The following is a 14,601-nucleotide window of genomic DNA, read 5'->3' as shown; positions in this document are numbered from 1 at the left end:
CTTGTGGCTTCGGCACGTGTGCGAAATGATCCCACCCGTTCAAATTCGGAAGTGATGCATCGTCAAATTGTCATAAATATAGAGAGGTTGTGCAGAGTGACCGAGACGCCCCTCTGGCTCCAGGGCCGCGAGGCGGTCATCGCCGCTGCCCCCGAGGAGGTCTGGCGCGCCGAGACGCCGGACTACCACTTCTCGCACGAGATCATGCCCGGGCAGCGCACCGCCACCTTCGACCCGGGCTCGCTGGAAGCCGTCGTCGAGGGCATCGTCCAGGTCTTCGAGATGGAGGTCTCGCACAAGAAGGACCCGGCCACCTGGGTCTCGATGGTGACCGAGCACTTCCGCACCCGCGTCAACGGCGGCGCCTGGGCCTCCGCGCAGGACATCGTCGAGCAGGGCAGCTACAACATCCTGGTCGGCGACAGCGCCTTCTATCCGAACGTCGACTTCGACGGCTCCCACGAGGTCTTCCACGACGCGTTCCCGCGCGGCTTCTTCTGGGAGGTGCTGGAGGTGCTGACGCCTCCGCCGGTGGTGACCTTCAAGTGGCGCCACTGGGGCTCTTTCGAGGGCGAGTACGTCGGCCACAAGCCGGACGGCAAGCTCGTCGAGATGTTCGGCGTCAGCATCGCCAAGGTGAGCGACGACCTCAAGCTGCTGGAGGTCGAGCACTTCTACGACCCGAACGCCTTCCTCGGCAAGCTCACCGGCGGCTGCCCGATAGCCCGCTGACCGGAGCGGCCAGGGCGGACCAGGCCGAGGCCCACCCGCCCCGGCCCACCCGGCCGAGCACGCCCGGCTCGCGGCAGGCCGCGACCCGGCGGCGGGCCGCTCGGGCACGCTCGGCCGGTGCCCTCACCTTCGCGCCGCGAGTCTCACCCGGCTGACCCCTGACTCCACCGCCGTCGGCTGCTCCCACGGCCCGGCCCGCACCGGCCCGGACGTCGATCGCTTCCACCACTGGCTCGCGGGGCTCACCGAGCAGCCCGCCTGATCGCACCCGGCAGGGGTCAGCGGAGCTCGCGCTTGAGGATCTTGCCGGTGGCGGTCATCGGCAGGGAGTCGACGATCTCCACGATGCGCGGGTACTTGTAGCCGGCCATCTGCTCCCGGCTCCAGTCGATCAGCTCCTCGGGGGTGGTCCGGGCCGCGGGTTCCAGGATGACGAGCGCCTTGACCTCCTCACCGTGGCTCGCGTGCGGCACGCCCACCACCGCCGCCAGGCTGATCGCGGGGTGCGTCATCAGCACCTCCTCGATCTCCCGCGGGTAGACGTTGAAGCCGCCACGGATGATCATGTCCTTGGAGCGGTCGACCACGTAGTAGAAACCGTCCTCGTCCCTGCGGGCCAGATCCCCCGTGCGGAACCAACCGTCCCTGAGCACCTCGGCCGTGGCCTCCGGTCGGCGGTAGTAGCCCCTCATGACGTTGTGGCCCTTGACCGCGATCTCGCCGATCTCGCTGGCGCCGGTCACCTCGGACCAGTCGTCCGCGATCAGCCTGACCTGGACACCCCAGATCGGCACGCCGATCGAGCCGGGTCGCGGATCCCGGTCCGGGTCGCTGAACGTGACGACGGGGCTCGTCTCGGACAGCCCGTAGCCCTCCAGGATCTGCACGTGGAGCCGCTCCCGGACCTGGTGGATGATCTCGACCGGCAGGCTGGCCCCGCCGGAGACACCGATCCGCAGGTTCCGGGCGATCCGGTCCACGTCGACGTCCTCGGAGAGCGCGGAGAGCAGCCCCCACCACATGGTCGGGACCCCGGCGAAGAAGGTGATCTCCTCGGTCTCCATCAGGCGCACGGCCTGCCGTGCGTCGAACCGGGGCATCAGGTGCAGGGTGGCGGCCATCGAGAAGCCCGCGTGCATCTGGATGGTCGCGCCGAAGGTGTGGAACAGCGGCAGACAGAGCAGGTGGCTGTCGGTGGCGGGAGTGCTGCGGAACATCCGGTTGCAGGCCAGCACGTTCATCATGGTGCTCGCGTGGGACAGTTCGGCACCCTTGGCCTGGCCGGTGGTGCCCGAGGTGTAGAGGACGATCGCGGTGTCGTCGGCCTCGGTCGCCACCGCGTCGAAGACCGGGCTCCGGTCGGCGAGCGCCGCCCCCAGGGTCTCCGCGCCCTCGATCGGGCTCGGTCCGGCCGGATCGGCGGTGACCAGGAAGAACTGCCCGACCGTCCCGACCTCGCGAAACGCCGCCCAGCCCTCGGCGCCCATCGCCAGCTCCGGGGTGCCCTCGAAGCAGAAGTACGCCGACACCTCCGCGTCCCGCAGGTGGTAGGCGATCTCACGCGACTTCAGCAGCACGTTCAGCGGGACGACCACCGCGCCGGCCTTCAGGACGCCGTAGTAGACGATCGGGAACTGCGGCAGGTTCGGGCAGCTGAGCGCCACCTTGTCGCCGGGCCGGATGCCGCGCTCGGCCAGCAGGTTGGCGACCTGGTTCGAGGCGGCGTCGACCTGCGCGTAGGTCAGGCGTGTCGGCCCCAGCACCACCGCGTCGCGATCCGGATGCGTGCGGGCGGCGTCCTCGAGCAGGACCGACAGGTTCAGCATGCTTCCTCCGTGCGGCGAGCGGGTCAGCGGTGGGGATCCGCCGGTCAGCCTGCCACGAGGCGCTGTGGGGCGTCGACGAGGGGCCGCATCCCGCCGCTCTGCCCGTCCGGCCCGGCACGGTGCACGGCCGCGTGACCACCCGGACATCGTCGCCGTCCACGACGTGGTCGTCCAGGACGGCGTGCCCTGGAGGTGATGCGACTCGTGCAGGGGGTGTCCCTGGAGCGCCGCACGGCCGAAGGGAAGACCTCGCTCAAGCAGGTCACAGCCGTCGCGGTCGCGGTGCTGCGGGCGCTGGGCGCGGTGTATCAGGCCGGGATCGTGTGCCGGGACGTGAAGCCGGCGGCATCCTGCTCACCGACTTCGGGATCGCCGTCGACGCCCGTGACAGCCCTGGACCCGGCCACGGGGACGCAGGCGAACCGGCTTGCCCCGGCCGGGTCTCATTCCGGGTGAGCGGCTCCGGCTTCGTCTGTCTCGTGGCGGGCGCGGCTGGGTTGGACGCGCTTGGGTTCGCCCGGCATCTTCGGGTACTCCGGCGGGTAGGGCATGTCGCCCAGGCCGCGTTCGTCGAGGTCCTGCTGGTACAGCGCCAGGGCAGCGGAGATGTCGTGCTGTTCGGCATCCATCTCCGCGTGGACGTCCCCGAGTTCGGCAAAGCGGGCCGGCATGGTGGTGATGTCGAACTGCTGGGGCCGCACCTCCGGGACTTCGTCCCAGTGCAGTGGCGCGGAGACGGGTGCGTGGGGGAACGGCCGGATGGAGTACGCGGCCGCGATGGTCCTGTCGCGCGCTGTCTGGTTGAAGTCGACGAAAATGCGCTCGCCGCGTTCCTCCTTCCACCACGCCGTGGTCACCCGGTCGGGCATGCGGCGCTCGAGTTCGCGGCCGATCGCGATGACGGCGTGCCGGACCTGGATGAAGTCCCAGCGCGGCTCGATCGGGACGAAGACGTGCAGGCCGCGTCCGCCGGAGGTCTTCGGCCAGCCGGTCAGGCCCAGCTCCGTCAGGACCTTGCGCAGCTCCAGCGCCGCGTGGGCGGCGTCGGTGAAGTCGGTGCCGGGCTGCGGGTCGAGGTCGATGCGGAGCTCGTCCGGGTGGTCGGTGTCGGCCGAGCGCACCGGCCAGGGGTGGAAGGTGAGGGTGCCGCGGTTGACCGCCCACAGGACGGCGGCCTCCTCCGTCGGGCACATCTCGTCGGCCGGGCGGCCGCTGGGGAAGCTGACCCGGGCGCTGGGGATCCAGTCGGGCAGGTCGCGCGGGACGCGCTTCTGGTAGAAGGCCTCGCCGCCGATGCCGTCGACGAAACGCTGGAGGGTGGTCGGCCGGTCGCGCACCGCGCGGAGCGCTCCCGGGGCCACCGCCTCGAAGTAGCGGGCCACGTCCAGCTTGGTGAACCCGGTGTCCGGGAAGTACACCTTGCTCGGATTGGTCACCCGGACCGTCCGCCCGCCGATCTCCAGTTCCATCGCCTCGCCCATGCTGCTCACCGTAGGCCGGACCCGCGCGGGGCGCCCGTCGGGCGGGGCACGGTCCGCCGCCGCAGAATCGAGGGCATGGACCTGCCCGTGATGCCGCCCGTCAAGCCGATGCTCGCGAAGTCCGTGGCCAAGATCCCGCCCGGGATGCTCTACGAGGCCAAGTGGGACGGCTTCCGCGCGGTGGTCCACCGCGACGGTCCGCAGACCGTCATCGGCTCGCGCACGGGAAAGGAGCTGACCCGCTACTTCCCCGAGGTGGTCGCCCAGCTGGAGGCGCAGCTGCCGCAGCGCTGCGTCGTCGACGGCGAGATCGTCCTCGTCCGAGACGGTCACCTCGACTTCGACGCGCTGACCGAGCGGATCCACCCCGCCGCCTCCCGCGTCCGGCTGCTGGCCGAGCAGACGCCCGCGTCGTTCGTCGCCTTCGACCTGCTCGCACTCGGCGACGACAGCCTGATGGACGCGCCGCAGCGGGAGCGCCGGGCCGCGCTGGAGCAGGTCTTCGCGCCGGTGGAGCCACCGCTGTACCTGGCGCCCGCGACGCTCGACCCGGCGGAGGCCCAGCGCTGGTTCGACCAGTTCGAGGGCGCGGGCCTGGACGGGGTCGTCGCCAAGCCGCTCGAGGCCGCCTACGCGCCGGACCAGCGGATCATGTTCAAGATCAAGCACGAGCGCACCGCCGACTGCGTCGTCGCCGGCTACCGCGAGCACAAGAGCGGACCGATCGTCGGCTCGCTGCTGCTCGGCCTCTACGACGACAGCGGACGTCTGCAACACGTCGGCGTGTGCGCGTCGTTCCCGATGAAGCGCCGGGCCGAGCTCGTCGAGGAGCTCGCGCCGCTGCGGATGGAGGCGGGGGACGGGCACCCCTGGGCCGAGTGGGCCGACGAGCAGGCACAGGCGAGTTCGCGGATGCCCGGCGCGACCAGCCGCTGGACCGGCACCAAGGACCTGTCCTGGGTGCCGCTCCGGCCCGAGCGGGTCATCGAGGTCGCCTACGACCACATGCAGGGCGACCGCTTCCGGCACACCACGCAGTTCCGGCGCTGGCGCCCGGACCGCGACCCGTCCAGCTGCACCTACGGGCAGCTGGACGAGCCGGTCCGCTACGACTTGGCGCAGATCCTCGGCTCGGGGTCCGCCTGAACCGCGTTCGCCTGAACCGCGTCCGCCTGGGCGGGCGCCGTCGCGATCGGGGTGCGGGCCGGGTCGGCGTGCGCACGGGTCCACCGCTCGTGGCCCAGCGCCAGCAGGGCGAGCACCGTGCCGATGACCCCGGCGACGGCGAAGCCCCACGCGGGGGAGAAGCGGTCGATCACCGATCCGGCGAGCGGCGCGCCCAGCGAACCGCCCAGCGTCAGTGCCGCCGCCTGCAGGCCCATCGCCTGCCCCCGCGCGGACGCCGGGACCGCGGCGGAGATCGCCTCCGCCGTCGAGGCGATCGTCGGCGCGCAGACGAACCCGGCCGGGATCAGCGCGAGCGCGATCCACTGCCAGCCCAGCCCGCCGATCACGCCCACCGGGATCGTGCCGAGCCCGAGCAGCAGCATCAGCACGGGCAGCCGGCGCGGCCGCGCCGTCGAGCCGTGCCAGAAGCCGCCGACGAGCGAGAACGCGCACCAGGCGATGATCGTCAGGCCCGCCCACTGGGTCTGTCCGTGCTGACGCAGGCTGGCGACGACCGAGACCTCGGTGCCGGACAGGGTGAGGTTCGCCGCCGTGCACATGGCCAGCACCAGGACCAGGCGCGGGTTCAGCCAGGTGCCGCGCGGCAGCTTGGCGCGCTTCTGGGCGCGCGGGTCCGTTCCGGCAGGGGAGTGGTGGCGCGTCAGGATCCGGCCCAGCGGCCACATGCCCGCGACCGAGCCGAGGGTCAGCGTGGCGATCGCGTACATCGACGGCGAGGCGGTGTGCAGACCGGTCACGGCCACGACGGCCACGGCCGGGCCGACCATGTAGGCGAGCTCGACGATCATCGAGTCCAGCGCGAACGCCTGCCGCCGCAGCTCGCCCGGCACATGGGCGGCGACCGCCTGCCGGATCACCGGGAACACCGGCACGGACACCAGCCCGCCGAGGAACGTCGCCCCGACCAGTACCGGGTAGGAGAGGGAGGGCGTGACCAGCCAGTAGAGGAACTCCGCGACGCCCGTGACCACCAGCACCGGCCGTAGGCCGTGCCGGTCCACGAGTCGCCCGGCGAGGGGCGAGCCGAGCGCGAACCCGAGGGTGAGCGCCATGGCCACGATCCCGGCCGCGCCGTAGCCGCGGTGCTGGTCGAGGACGACATGCAGCGTCAGCAGCATGCCCTTGGCGGTGCCCGGGACACGGGCGAGAAGCGCGACGGCGAACAGAGCTCGGCTGCCCTGGATGGCGAAGACGGACCGGTAAGGGCCGAACAGACGGTGCATGGGTTATCCCTCCGCGGGGATCATTGCAGATTGCACAGCTTTCGCGCCTTCCGATATCACCCCCACCGGGTCGGTAGCCTGGCCCGATGCATCGGACCTGGGACCCGGACGCCCCCGGCGTGCTCCTGCTGCCGTCGGGACGGACCGTGCGGGGGAGAGGGCTGCGCGATGCGCTGCCCGCCGGGCCGCTGCCCGAGTTCGGCCTGTACCTGCAGGGCGAGGCGCCGCCCGCCACCGCCTGGGAGCAGTGCTGGCTGCGCTGGCCCGACTTCCGGCTCCCCGCCGACAAGGACGCCGCCGCCCGCGCCCTGCGGGATGCCTGGGCGCGGGCGGCGGCGTCGCGGGTCGAGGTGGCGTGCACGGCGGGGCGCGGGCGGACCGGAACCGCGCTGGCCTGCCTTGCCGTGCTGGACGGGGTGCCGGCCGAGGAGGCGGTCGCCTATGTGCGGACGCACTACTCCCGGCACGCCGTCGAGACGCCGTGGCAGCGGCGTTACGTGGAGCGCTTCACCGCGCCGCAGGAGTAGAGCGTCTGCGCGTTCCGGCCGGTGTCCGAGGTGCCTCCGTACGCGGACGCCGGGACGACGCCGCACGACTGACGGACCCAGTCCTGCACCGCGCCGCCCTGCGTCCGACCCGCCCCGGAGCCGGAACCCGGGCCGGCACCGGTGCCGGCCCCCATGCCCATGCCGCCGCCCAGGAGGACGAAGCGGAGCTGGTGGGTGGTGACGAGCCGCTGGAACGTGGCCAGGGTCGGGCTCGGGACCGCGCCGGTGAAGCCGCCCATCGGCATCACCTCCTTGCCCGTGGCCAGGATGTAGGGCGAGGCCGTGCTCCAGCTGGAGGTCGCCATCAGGTAGTGCGCGCCTGCGTCCTGGGAGGTGACGTAGTCGAAGAGCCGGCGCTGTGCCGCCGTCAGCGTCGTCGAACCGCTGAACCCGCCGAAGCCGCCCGCGCCGCCGGTGCCGCCCGCGCCGCCGGCGTGGCGGCCACCGCCCCCGAACGCGGCGTAGCCGCCCGCGTCGTGCCGGCCCCCGCGTTGCGTGCCCCCGCCGAACGCGGCACCGAAGCCGGCGAACCCGCCACCGAACCCGCCACCCTTGCCGCCGCGTGCGGCCGGACCGACGGACCCCATCATCGACGCCATTGCGCCACCGCCCGGACCGCCGCCCAGGACGGAGGTCGCCCACGCGGCCGGGGTGACCGCCACAGCGAGCAGGCCCGCCGCCAGACCGACCGCCGCGAGCCGGGGACGCGCCAGGCGCGGGACGCGTCCGACCGCGAGCAGCGCGACCGCGACGGCCGCCGCGGCGATGGCGAGCGGAACCGCCCACGGGCGGAACGTCGGGAACGGATGCGCCAGCCACGCCGCCCACGCCGCCGAGACGGCGACGGCCGCCGGAAGGACGAAGGCGACACGCCCGCCCGCGCGGTACTCGCGCCACATCCCGACCACGCCCGCGCCGCTGAGCGCCGCCAGCGGGGTGGCGACCACGCCCATGTAGTAGCTGTGCCCGCCGACGCTGCCCGCGCTGAAGGCGAGGAAGAACATCGCCAGCCAGGAGGCCCACATCAGGTACCCCGCCCGGAGCCGGTCGGTGCGGGGACGGCGGCCGCGCCGGACGACGCCGAAGAGGAGGGAGAGTGCCGCGAGTGGGTACAGCCAGCCGGTCTGCGAGGTGATGGCAGAGCCGAACATCTTGCCCCACCCGCCGTCGCCCCCGCCGCCACCGAGGACGGCGGCCCGCGCTGCCAGGGACTGCGCCGACGACGCCCCGGCGGCACCGGCCGCCCCGGCCGCCGCCCCCGAGGTGCCCGGCGCGCCGCCGAACCCGGGCGCGCCGGCGAAGCCCGTGCCACCCCCGCCTGTGCCACCACCGCCCGCGCCACCGAGGCCCTGCCGTGCCCCCGCACCGCCTCCGCCGCCGCCTCCGCGCACGGCCTGCACGCTGCCGGTGTCCGACGCGTTCACGCCCACCGCGGAGAACCGGTTCAGGAAGTTGTAGCCCACGACCATGCTGTAGGCGGAGTTGTCCGTGGTGCCGTCCACGTACGGCCGGTCCTTCGCGGGCGTCAGGGTGACCAGCGCGATCCACGACGCGGAGACGGCGAGGGTGACCACACCGGCCACCGCGAGATGCCAGAGGCGCCGCCGCAGCGTCGCGGGCGCGGCCAGCAGGTAGACCAGCGCCAGCGCGGGCAGCACGGCCCACGCCTCCAGCATCTTGGTCTGGAACGCCAGGCCGACGAAGACGCCCGAGGCGAGCAGCGTCCGCAGCCGGCCGGTCGTCGCGGCGCGCTGGGCCGCCTCCGCCGCGCAGATCAGCAGCAGCGTGAACGCGGGGTCCTCCACCGAGGTGCGGAACAAGCCGGCGACCACCGGCGTCAGCGCGAAGAGCCCGCAGGTGAGCAACGCCGCGTTGGCGCCGGCCCACTGACGGACCGCCTTGTAGAGCACCAGCACCGCCAGAACGCCCTCGACAGCCTGCGGGAGCGCCACCGACCAGGCGTGGAAGCCGAAGATCCGCGCGGACAGCGCCTGGGGCCACACGAAGCCCGGCAGCTTGTCCAGGGTGATCGTGCTCGCGGGGTCGAACGAGCCGAAGACGAAGGCCTTCCAGCTCTCCGAGCCGCTGCGCGCGGCGTTCGCGTAGAAGCCGTGGAAGGAGGCCTGGTCGATCCGCCAGAAGAAGAGCAGGGCCGCGAAGGCGGTGATCCCGAGCAGCGCGGGCCGTGCGTAGCGGGGTTGGTCGGCAGGGGACCGCCACGGACGGTAGCGGCCTGCGCGTCGGACGTTCGGTGAATCCGCAGGCGTGGTGAGGACGCCGGTGACACTTGGAGCCATGTCGCTGACAGTGGGTGACAAACCTGTGAAATCGCCCGATTCGTGTGCGACGCGCCGTCACTCATAACCAGTTCTGCCGAGCGTCTTGCCGGGGACACATAAATCCCGTGCAGACGCACGGTCGTCCTGTTAGCGTTCGTTCCATGCAGCTCGCAGCCGTTTCCACGACGACGCCGGACCCAGTCCCGGCGCGCTGAAAGCTGCTTTCGCAGAACTCCAAGCCCCGGGCGAGTGCCCGGGGCTTTCGTCATGCGGTCACTCGTCCTCCCGTTCCACGCGACGCGACCACGAGGTGACCACGATGAACGACCACCACGACGACCACCGCCACGACCACCGCAACGACCACCGCAAGCTCGGACGTGAGCTCGGCCTCTTCGACACCGACCCGCTGATCGGCGCCGGCCTGCCCTACTGGCTGCCCGACGGCGCCGTCGTCCGCCACGAACTGGAGGAGTACGTCCGCGACCTGGAGCGCCGATCCGGCTACCAGCACGTCTACTCGCCGGTGCTCGGCAAGGTCGAGCTCTACGAGCGGTCCGGCCACTGGGCGCACTACCGCGAGGACATGTTCCCGCCGATGCGGCTCGGCTCGGAGGAGGTCGTGCTGCGGCCGAGCCTGTGCCCGCACCACGCGGTGATGTACCGGTCACGTGCCCGCAGCTACCGCGAGCTGCCGCTGCGGTTCGCCGAGCTCGGGGGCATGTACCGGTCCGAACTCTCCGGTGTGCTCGGCGGGCTGACCCGGGTTCGGGCGATCCAGCTCAACGACGGTCACGTCTTCTGCACCCTCGACCAGGTCGCCGAGGAGGCCGCGAAGGCGCTGGAGCTGATCCGGGAGGCTCATCGCGTCCTGGGTGTCGAGCCGGTGCGGTACCGGCTCTCCCTGCCCGGCGCGGGCGGCAAGTACGTGGCGGCGCCCGAGCTGTGGGAGCGCTCGGCGAAGCTGTTGACCGAGGTGCTGGACGCGTCGGGGCTGCCCTACGAGGCGCAGGAGGGCGAGGCGGCCTTCTACGGGCCCAAGATCGACGTCCAGATCGCCGATCCGGCGGGACGCGAGGCCACCCTCTCCACCGTCCAGGTCGACTTCCACCAGCCCGAGCAGTTCGGGCTGGAGTACGTCGGCGCCGACGGCGGCCGGCACCGCCCGGTGATGGTGCACCGGGCGGTCATCGGCAGCGTCGAGCGGGCCGTGGCACACCTGATCGAGCTCTACGGCGGCGCCTGGCCCGCCTGGCTGGCTCCGGTGCAGGTGGCCGTCCTGCCGCTGTCCGCGGCGGAGGAGGACGCGGCGGCCGCGCTGGTCGACCGGTGCGTGGCGCTCGGCCTGCGCGCGCAGCTGTTGGGGCCCGAGCAGGGCACCCTCGGGGCACGCGTCCGCGCCGCGCGGTCGGCGCCCTACCAGGTGGTGATCGGCGCCAGGGAGGCCGCGGACGGCCTGGTCGCCCCGCGCCTGCGCGACGGCTCCCGTCCGGCGCCGTTGCCCGCGGAGGAGTTCCTCGCCCGGGTGGCGGCGGGCGTCGCCGCCCGCGACCGCGAGCCGCGGCTGGACGGGTGAGGCCCCGCCACTTCGGGTGCGGGGCAGGAGAGTCAGGAGACGGTGATGTGGGTGTCCATGCCCAGGCTCTTGTGGCTGTCGACCGGGCACCACAGCTCGTAGCTGCCCTTCTGGAGCGTGACCGACAGGTTCGCGCTGCCGCCCGGGCCGATCGTCGCGGTCTGGGCGGTCGGCACGCCGGGCCCCGAGATGGCGAGGGCGTGCGACACCTGCCCGGAGTCCTTCGCCACGAACGTGTAGGCGCCGGGGGAGAAGGTGGACTGCGAGAGGTGGAGCGCGAACTCGGTCTCCGTGACGGTGACCGTCGTGGCTCCACCGCTCGTGCTCGCGCTCGCTGCCGCACTGGCGGCCATGCTCGCCGCTGTGCTCGGGGCCATGCTCGCAGCCGTGCTCGGGGCCGCGCTGGTCGCGGCCGGTGGGGAGGAGACGGCCGAGGAGGTGCTCTTCGACGAGCTGCAACCGCTCGTCGCGAGGGCCACCACGAGCGCACCGGCGAGGATTCCGGGAGAGAGAAGACGTGCCATGCCCAGGTACCTATCAGTCCTCGGCGCGAGCGCCGCGCCGCCGCGCGGCACGCCCGAGGTCGTCGTATTTAATTCGGTTGCGCCGTCTCGCGAGCCCGTTAGAGTGGTCGCGTTGCCGCTTGTTCGGCCCTGACGAGAGTGGAGGTGTGCAGACATGGTCGCCGTGATGACGCGGCGCGCGTTCCGCTGCGCGCCAGAAGCCTCCTCTTGTCACCCGCTCGCCGGTTGAGACTCGCGTCCCTGTAGCTGACGCGCTCCGGCGGGCCCTCCCGCTGGAGACTCCTCCCTTGCGCAAGCGTTTCGCCGACAGCGATTCCTTTGTCCGTATCAGCCCCAAGGGCGGCAGCCGTCGTGGCCGCCGTTCCGACCTCGCCGACGACGCCTTCGACCACGTCGAGTTCGACTGGTTCCCGGAGGGCGACGGCGCCTTCGACGACGCCGACGACGCGTCGATCCCCACCGCGACCGGGGCCGACGCCCCGCCGCAGGGCGACCGCTGGTCCACCTGGGACCAGTCCACGCCCACCGAGAAGGGCCCTGAGCCGCGTCCCGACTGGGTGGTGACCGAACTCGCAGCCGTCGACACCGAGTTGGGCATCGTCAAAACCGGCAAGGAAGCCGACGTCTTCCTCGTCGAGCGGTCCGTGCCCGGCACCGGCCGTCGCACGCTCATGGCCGCCAAGCGTTACCGCGACGGCCACCACCGCCTTTTCCACCGCGATTCCGGCTACCTGGAGGGCCGCAGTCACAAGGAGTCCCGGGTCAGCCGGGCCATGGCCAAGCGGACCGAGTTCGGCAAGCAGGCCATCGCCGGCCAGTGGGCCGGGGCCGAGTTCGCCGCGCTCTCGCGGCTCTGGCTGGCCGGTGCGGCCGTGCCCTACCCGGTGCAGATCCTCGGCACCGAGATCCTGATGGAGTTCGTCGGCGACGAGTCCGGCGCCGCCGCCCCGCGCCTGGCCCAGGTGCGGCCCGAGGACGCGGACCTGGACGATCTGTGGAGCCAACTCGGCCACAGCCTCTCGCTGCTGGCCCGCGACGGCTACGCCCACGGTGACCTGTCCGCGTACAACATCCTGGTCCACGAGGGGCGGCTGGTGATCATCGACGTGCCGCAGATCGTCGACGTCATCGCCAACCCGCGCGGCCGCTCCTTCCTGGAGCGCGACGTGCGCAACGTCGGCGCCTGGTTCACGGCCCGTGGCCTGCCCGAGCGCAGGGTCGAGGAGCTGGCCGCCGAGCTCGCGTTCGACGCGCGCCTCGACTGAGGGGCGCGCGAGAGTAGCAGGCGAACGGGGCCGCTGCGGGGAGTTTGCCAGACCCTCCACAGCGGCCCCGCCACAGCTGCGACGGTGGCGAAAGGTCCGGTATCCGCCGGTTCCTTGTCCGATGCCGCCGTCCGGAGGACCCGTGAGGTACTGCCCGACCTGCCGCCGTTACGTCAACGGCGCGTACTCCTGCGCCGGTTGCGGTATCGACGCCACCAAGCTCCCCTACGTCGGCCCGGACGAGCCGCTGACGCGTCGTCAGCCGGTCCTGCCCGCGCTCGCGGAGTCGGTGCCGCAGAGGGAGCCGGAGACGGTGGCGTCGCCCGCGCCGCCGGAGCGGTCGAGGCGGGTGACGGCCACCCACGCCGTGGTCCCGCTCGCCCGCCGCCCCCGCGCCGGGCGGCTGGCCCCGGCGCTGCTCGTGGCCGGGCTCGGTTTCGCGGGCCTGTGTGCGGTGGCGGGCAGCGCCGCGCCCGGCGGCTCGGCTGCCGCGCAGGGCTCCGCGCCGCTCAGCGCGCCGACGCTGGGCGGCCTCGGTCAGTGGGGCGGCGGCCAGGGCAGCCCTGTCGGCGGCGCCGCCGCACCGGGCCTGCCCGGCGGCGGTGCGACCCCCACCAACGCCCCGACCGGGGAGCCGGGTGCGGCCGGCGACACGGTGCCGGTGGCCGCGGTCGCCCCGGCCTCGACGGACCCGGCGGCCCCGACCGCCTCGACCGTCTCGACGACGGGCTCGTCCCCCTCCCTCGCCCCGCTCGCCCCGGTGGCGGACACCTCGCCGGCAACGGCGCCCGGCACCCCGGTCACCACACCGACCCCGGCCACACCGACCACCACGGCGACCTCCACCCCGACGACCCGCTCGGGGCCCACCCCGGCCCCTGCCGCCGCGCCCGCTCCGACCTGCGCCCTCCAGCTCCTCGTCCTCTGCCTGGGCTGACGCGCCTCAGAGCGCGATGCCGCCCTTGCCCGGACCGGAGTCCGTCTCGGACTGCACCTTCGTCCGCAGTTGGTCCAGCCACTCGGCCGCCTCCGCCGCGGGGACACGCTGGAGCTTCGCCTCGTTCCGCTTGGCGATGGTGTCGACGGCACGGGGGTCGGACTCCACCATCTCCGCCACCAGCAGGCAGGTGCCGGGGTCGACCCAGGCGGTCAGCCCGATCAGGGCGTCCGTCCCGACCTCCGCCTCCTCCCCGTCGGCCAGCACGCCCAGGCCCGCGCCGAGCGCGATGCCGATGGCGGCGCCGAGCGGGCCGATGAACAGGCCGAGGACGGTGCCGACCGCGCCGAACCCGACCATCGCGCCGCCGGCGCGCGGGTCGTAGTCCTGCGGGACGGTCACCTTGCCGTCCGTGTCCCGTTCCAGCAGTGCCGCGCGGGTCACCGTCGGCAGCTCCGTGACGTCCGCGAACGCGGCGTCGGCCTTCGCGCGGTCGGTGAGGGTGAAGAACAGGACCTTGTCGTCGTTCTCCATGTCGGAGGACATGTCCTTCACGACGCGCCACCGCCCTCGCCCTGCTCGCGCTCCGTGCGCTCCTGCGCCGCCCAGGCCTCCTCGTTCTCCTGGACCTTCTCCAGGGCGTGCGAGGCCTCCTCCTCCGTCGCGAACGGGCCCAGCAGGAACCGGGCCGGGCACTGGTGGCCCTGTTCGGGGCGGTGGTGGCGCAGGCAGAAGTACCAGGGGTCCGGCTTGCCGAGCTGCGCCTCGTCGAGACCCTCCCGCAGTTCGTCACCGGCGTCCGGCCAGCTCACCTCAGGTCACCTCCGCGCAGGTTCCCCGGGCCGCGGTCGCGGCCGGGTCTCCCCGTCATCCTCCATCGGAAGCGGCCGCCGCGCGGGGGGGGCCCCCCCCCCCGGGGGGGGGGGGGGGCCCCCGCGGGGGGGGGGGGGGGGGCCCCCCGGCCCCGCCGGGGGGGCCCCCCGGGGGGTGGGAGGCGACCGCAGCCGCGAGCGCGGGGAGAG

At 73.1% G+C, this 14,601-nt stretch carries 14 protein-coding genes; 7 read left to right on the top strand and 7 right to left on the bottom strand.

Translation table 11 applies throughout. The features are described 5' to 3' along the window. Positions 1-96: 96 nt before the first annotated feature. The gene (locus tag ABH931_RS12110) at positions 97-732 is read left to right on the top strand and encodes a SnoaL-like polyketide cyclase (protein ID WP_370112385.1); all 636 of its coding nucleotides are present in this window, start codon (positions 97-99) and stop codon (positions 730-732) included. A gap of 278 nt (positions 733-1,010) precedes the next feature. Here the strand turns inward: ABH931_RS12110 and ABH931_RS12105 are convergent, their stop codons facing one another. Beyond that, entirely contained in the window at positions 1,011-2,558 is a 1,548-nt protein-coding gene (locus tag ABH931_RS12105) for a long-chain fatty acid--CoA ligase (RefSeq protein WP_370112384.1), read from the bottom strand. A 195-nt stretch (positions 2,559-2,753) separates the two neighbouring features. Here ABH931_RS12105 and ABH931_RS12100 point away from each other — a divergent pair, with 195 nt between their 5' ends. Further along, a complete protein-coding gene (locus ABH931_RS12100; RefSeq protein ID WP_370112383.1) occupies positions 2,754-3,014 on the top strand; it encodes a hypothetical protein in 261 nt (86 codons plus the stop codon). Here the strand turns inward: ABH931_RS12100 and ligD are convergent. Continuing rightward, positions 3,002-4,039, bottom strand: coding sequence for a non-homologous end-joining DNA ligase (gene ligD / locus ABH931_RS12095; protein ID WP_370112382.1), 1,038 nt, complete (start codon positions 4,037-4,039; stop codon positions 3,002-3,004). The two genes, ABH931_RS12100 and ligD, sit on opposite strands and share 13 nt — an antisense overlap. A 75-nt stretch (positions 4,040-4,114) precedes the next feature. Here ligD and ABH931_RS12090 point away from each other — a divergent pair, with 75 nt between their 5' ends. Then, positions 4,115-5,185 (top strand): ATP-dependent DNA ligase, encoded by a 1,071-nt coding sequence (locus ABH931_RS12090; RefSeq protein WP_370112381.1) that lies wholly within the window; start codon positions 4,115-4,117, stop codon positions 5,183-5,185. On the opposite strand, the gene ABH931_RS12085 is transcribed toward ABH931_RS12090, so the two are convergent. Then, positions 5,146-6,450: an MFS transporter gene (locus ABH931_RS12085; RefSeq protein WP_370112380.1), complete on the bottom strand. Its 1,305-nt coding sequence runs from the start codon at positions 6,448-6,450 to the stop codon at positions 5,146-5,148. The genes ABH931_RS12090 and ABH931_RS12085 overlap by 40 nt on opposite strands. A gap of 86 nt (positions 6,451-6,536) precedes the next feature. Here ABH931_RS12085 and ABH931_RS12080 point away from each other — a divergent pair, with 86 nt between their 5' ends. Further along, entirely contained in the window at positions 6,537-6,977 is a 441-nt protein-coding gene (locus ABH931_RS12080; RefSeq protein WP_370112379.1) for a protein-tyrosine phosphatase family protein, read from the top strand. On the opposite strand, the gene ABH931_RS12075 is transcribed toward ABH931_RS12080, so the two are convergent. Continuing rightward, on the bottom strand, positions 6,944-9,295 hold the full coding sequence (locus tag ABH931_RS12075; RefSeq protein WP_370112378.1) for an ArnT family glycosyltransferase: 2,352 nt from the start codon (positions 9,293-9,295) through the stop codon (positions 6,944-6,946). The two genes, ABH931_RS12080 and ABH931_RS12075, sit on opposite strands and share 34 nt — an antisense overlap. A gap of 301 nt (positions 9,296-9,596) precedes the next feature. Here ABH931_RS12075 and thrS point away from each other — a divergent pair, with 301 nt between their 5' ends. Then, positions 9,597-10,853, top strand: coding sequence for a threonine--tRNA ligase (thrS, locus tag ABH931_RS12070; RefSeq protein WP_370112377.1), 1,257 nt, complete (start codon positions 9,597-9,599; stop codon positions 10,851-10,853). 32 nt (positions 10,854-10,885) lie between these two features. Here the strand turns inward: thrS and ABH931_RS12065 are convergent, their stop codons facing one another. After that, complete coding sequence (locus ABH931_RS12065; RefSeq protein ID WP_370112376.1) at positions 10,886-11,377, bottom strand: copper-binding protein; 492 nt, start codon at positions 11,375-11,377, stop codon at positions 10,886-10,888. A gap of 287 nt (positions 11,378-11,664) precedes the next feature. Between ABH931_RS12065 and ABH931_RS12060 the strand changes: the two genes are divergently transcribed. Further along, entirely contained in the window at positions 11,665-12,642 is a 978-nt protein-coding gene (locus tag ABH931_RS12060; protein ID WP_370112375.1) for a serine protein kinase RIO, read from the top strand. Between the two features lie 142 nt (positions 12,643-12,784). After that, positions 12,785-13,579: a hypothetical protein gene (locus ABH931_RS12055; protein WP_370112374.1), complete on the top strand. Its 795-nt coding sequence runs from the start codon at positions 12,785-12,787 to the stop codon at positions 13,577-13,579. Positions 13,580-13,585: 6 nt separating this feature from the next. On the opposite strand, the gene ABH931_RS12050 is transcribed toward ABH931_RS12055, so the two are convergent. Together ABH931_RS12050 and ABH931_RS12045 are read right to left on the bottom strand one after the other, a co-directional pair. Next, positions 13,586-14,134, bottom strand: a complete 549-nt coding sequence (locus ABH931_RS12050; RefSeq protein ID WP_370112373.1) for a histidine kinase — start codon at positions 14,132-14,134, stop codon at positions 13,586-13,588. Further along, positions 14,131-14,391, bottom strand: coding sequence for a hypothetical protein (locus ABH931_RS12045; RefSeq protein WP_370112372.1), 261 nt, complete (start codon positions 14,389-14,391; stop codon positions 14,131-14,133). The genes ABH931_RS12050 and ABH931_RS12045 overlap by 4 nt, the downstream gene beginning before the upstream one ends. Between the last annotated feature and the right edge of the window lie 210 nt (positions 14,392-14,601).

Source organism: Streptacidiphilus sp. MAP12-33 (assembly GCF_041261265.1).
Taxonomy (GTDB): Bacteria; Actinomycetota; Actinomycetes; order Streptomycetales; family Streptomycetaceae; genus Streptacidiphilus.
Note: the sequence above shows the minus strand (reverse complement) of the source record. Positions and strands in the feature narration are given on the sequence as shown.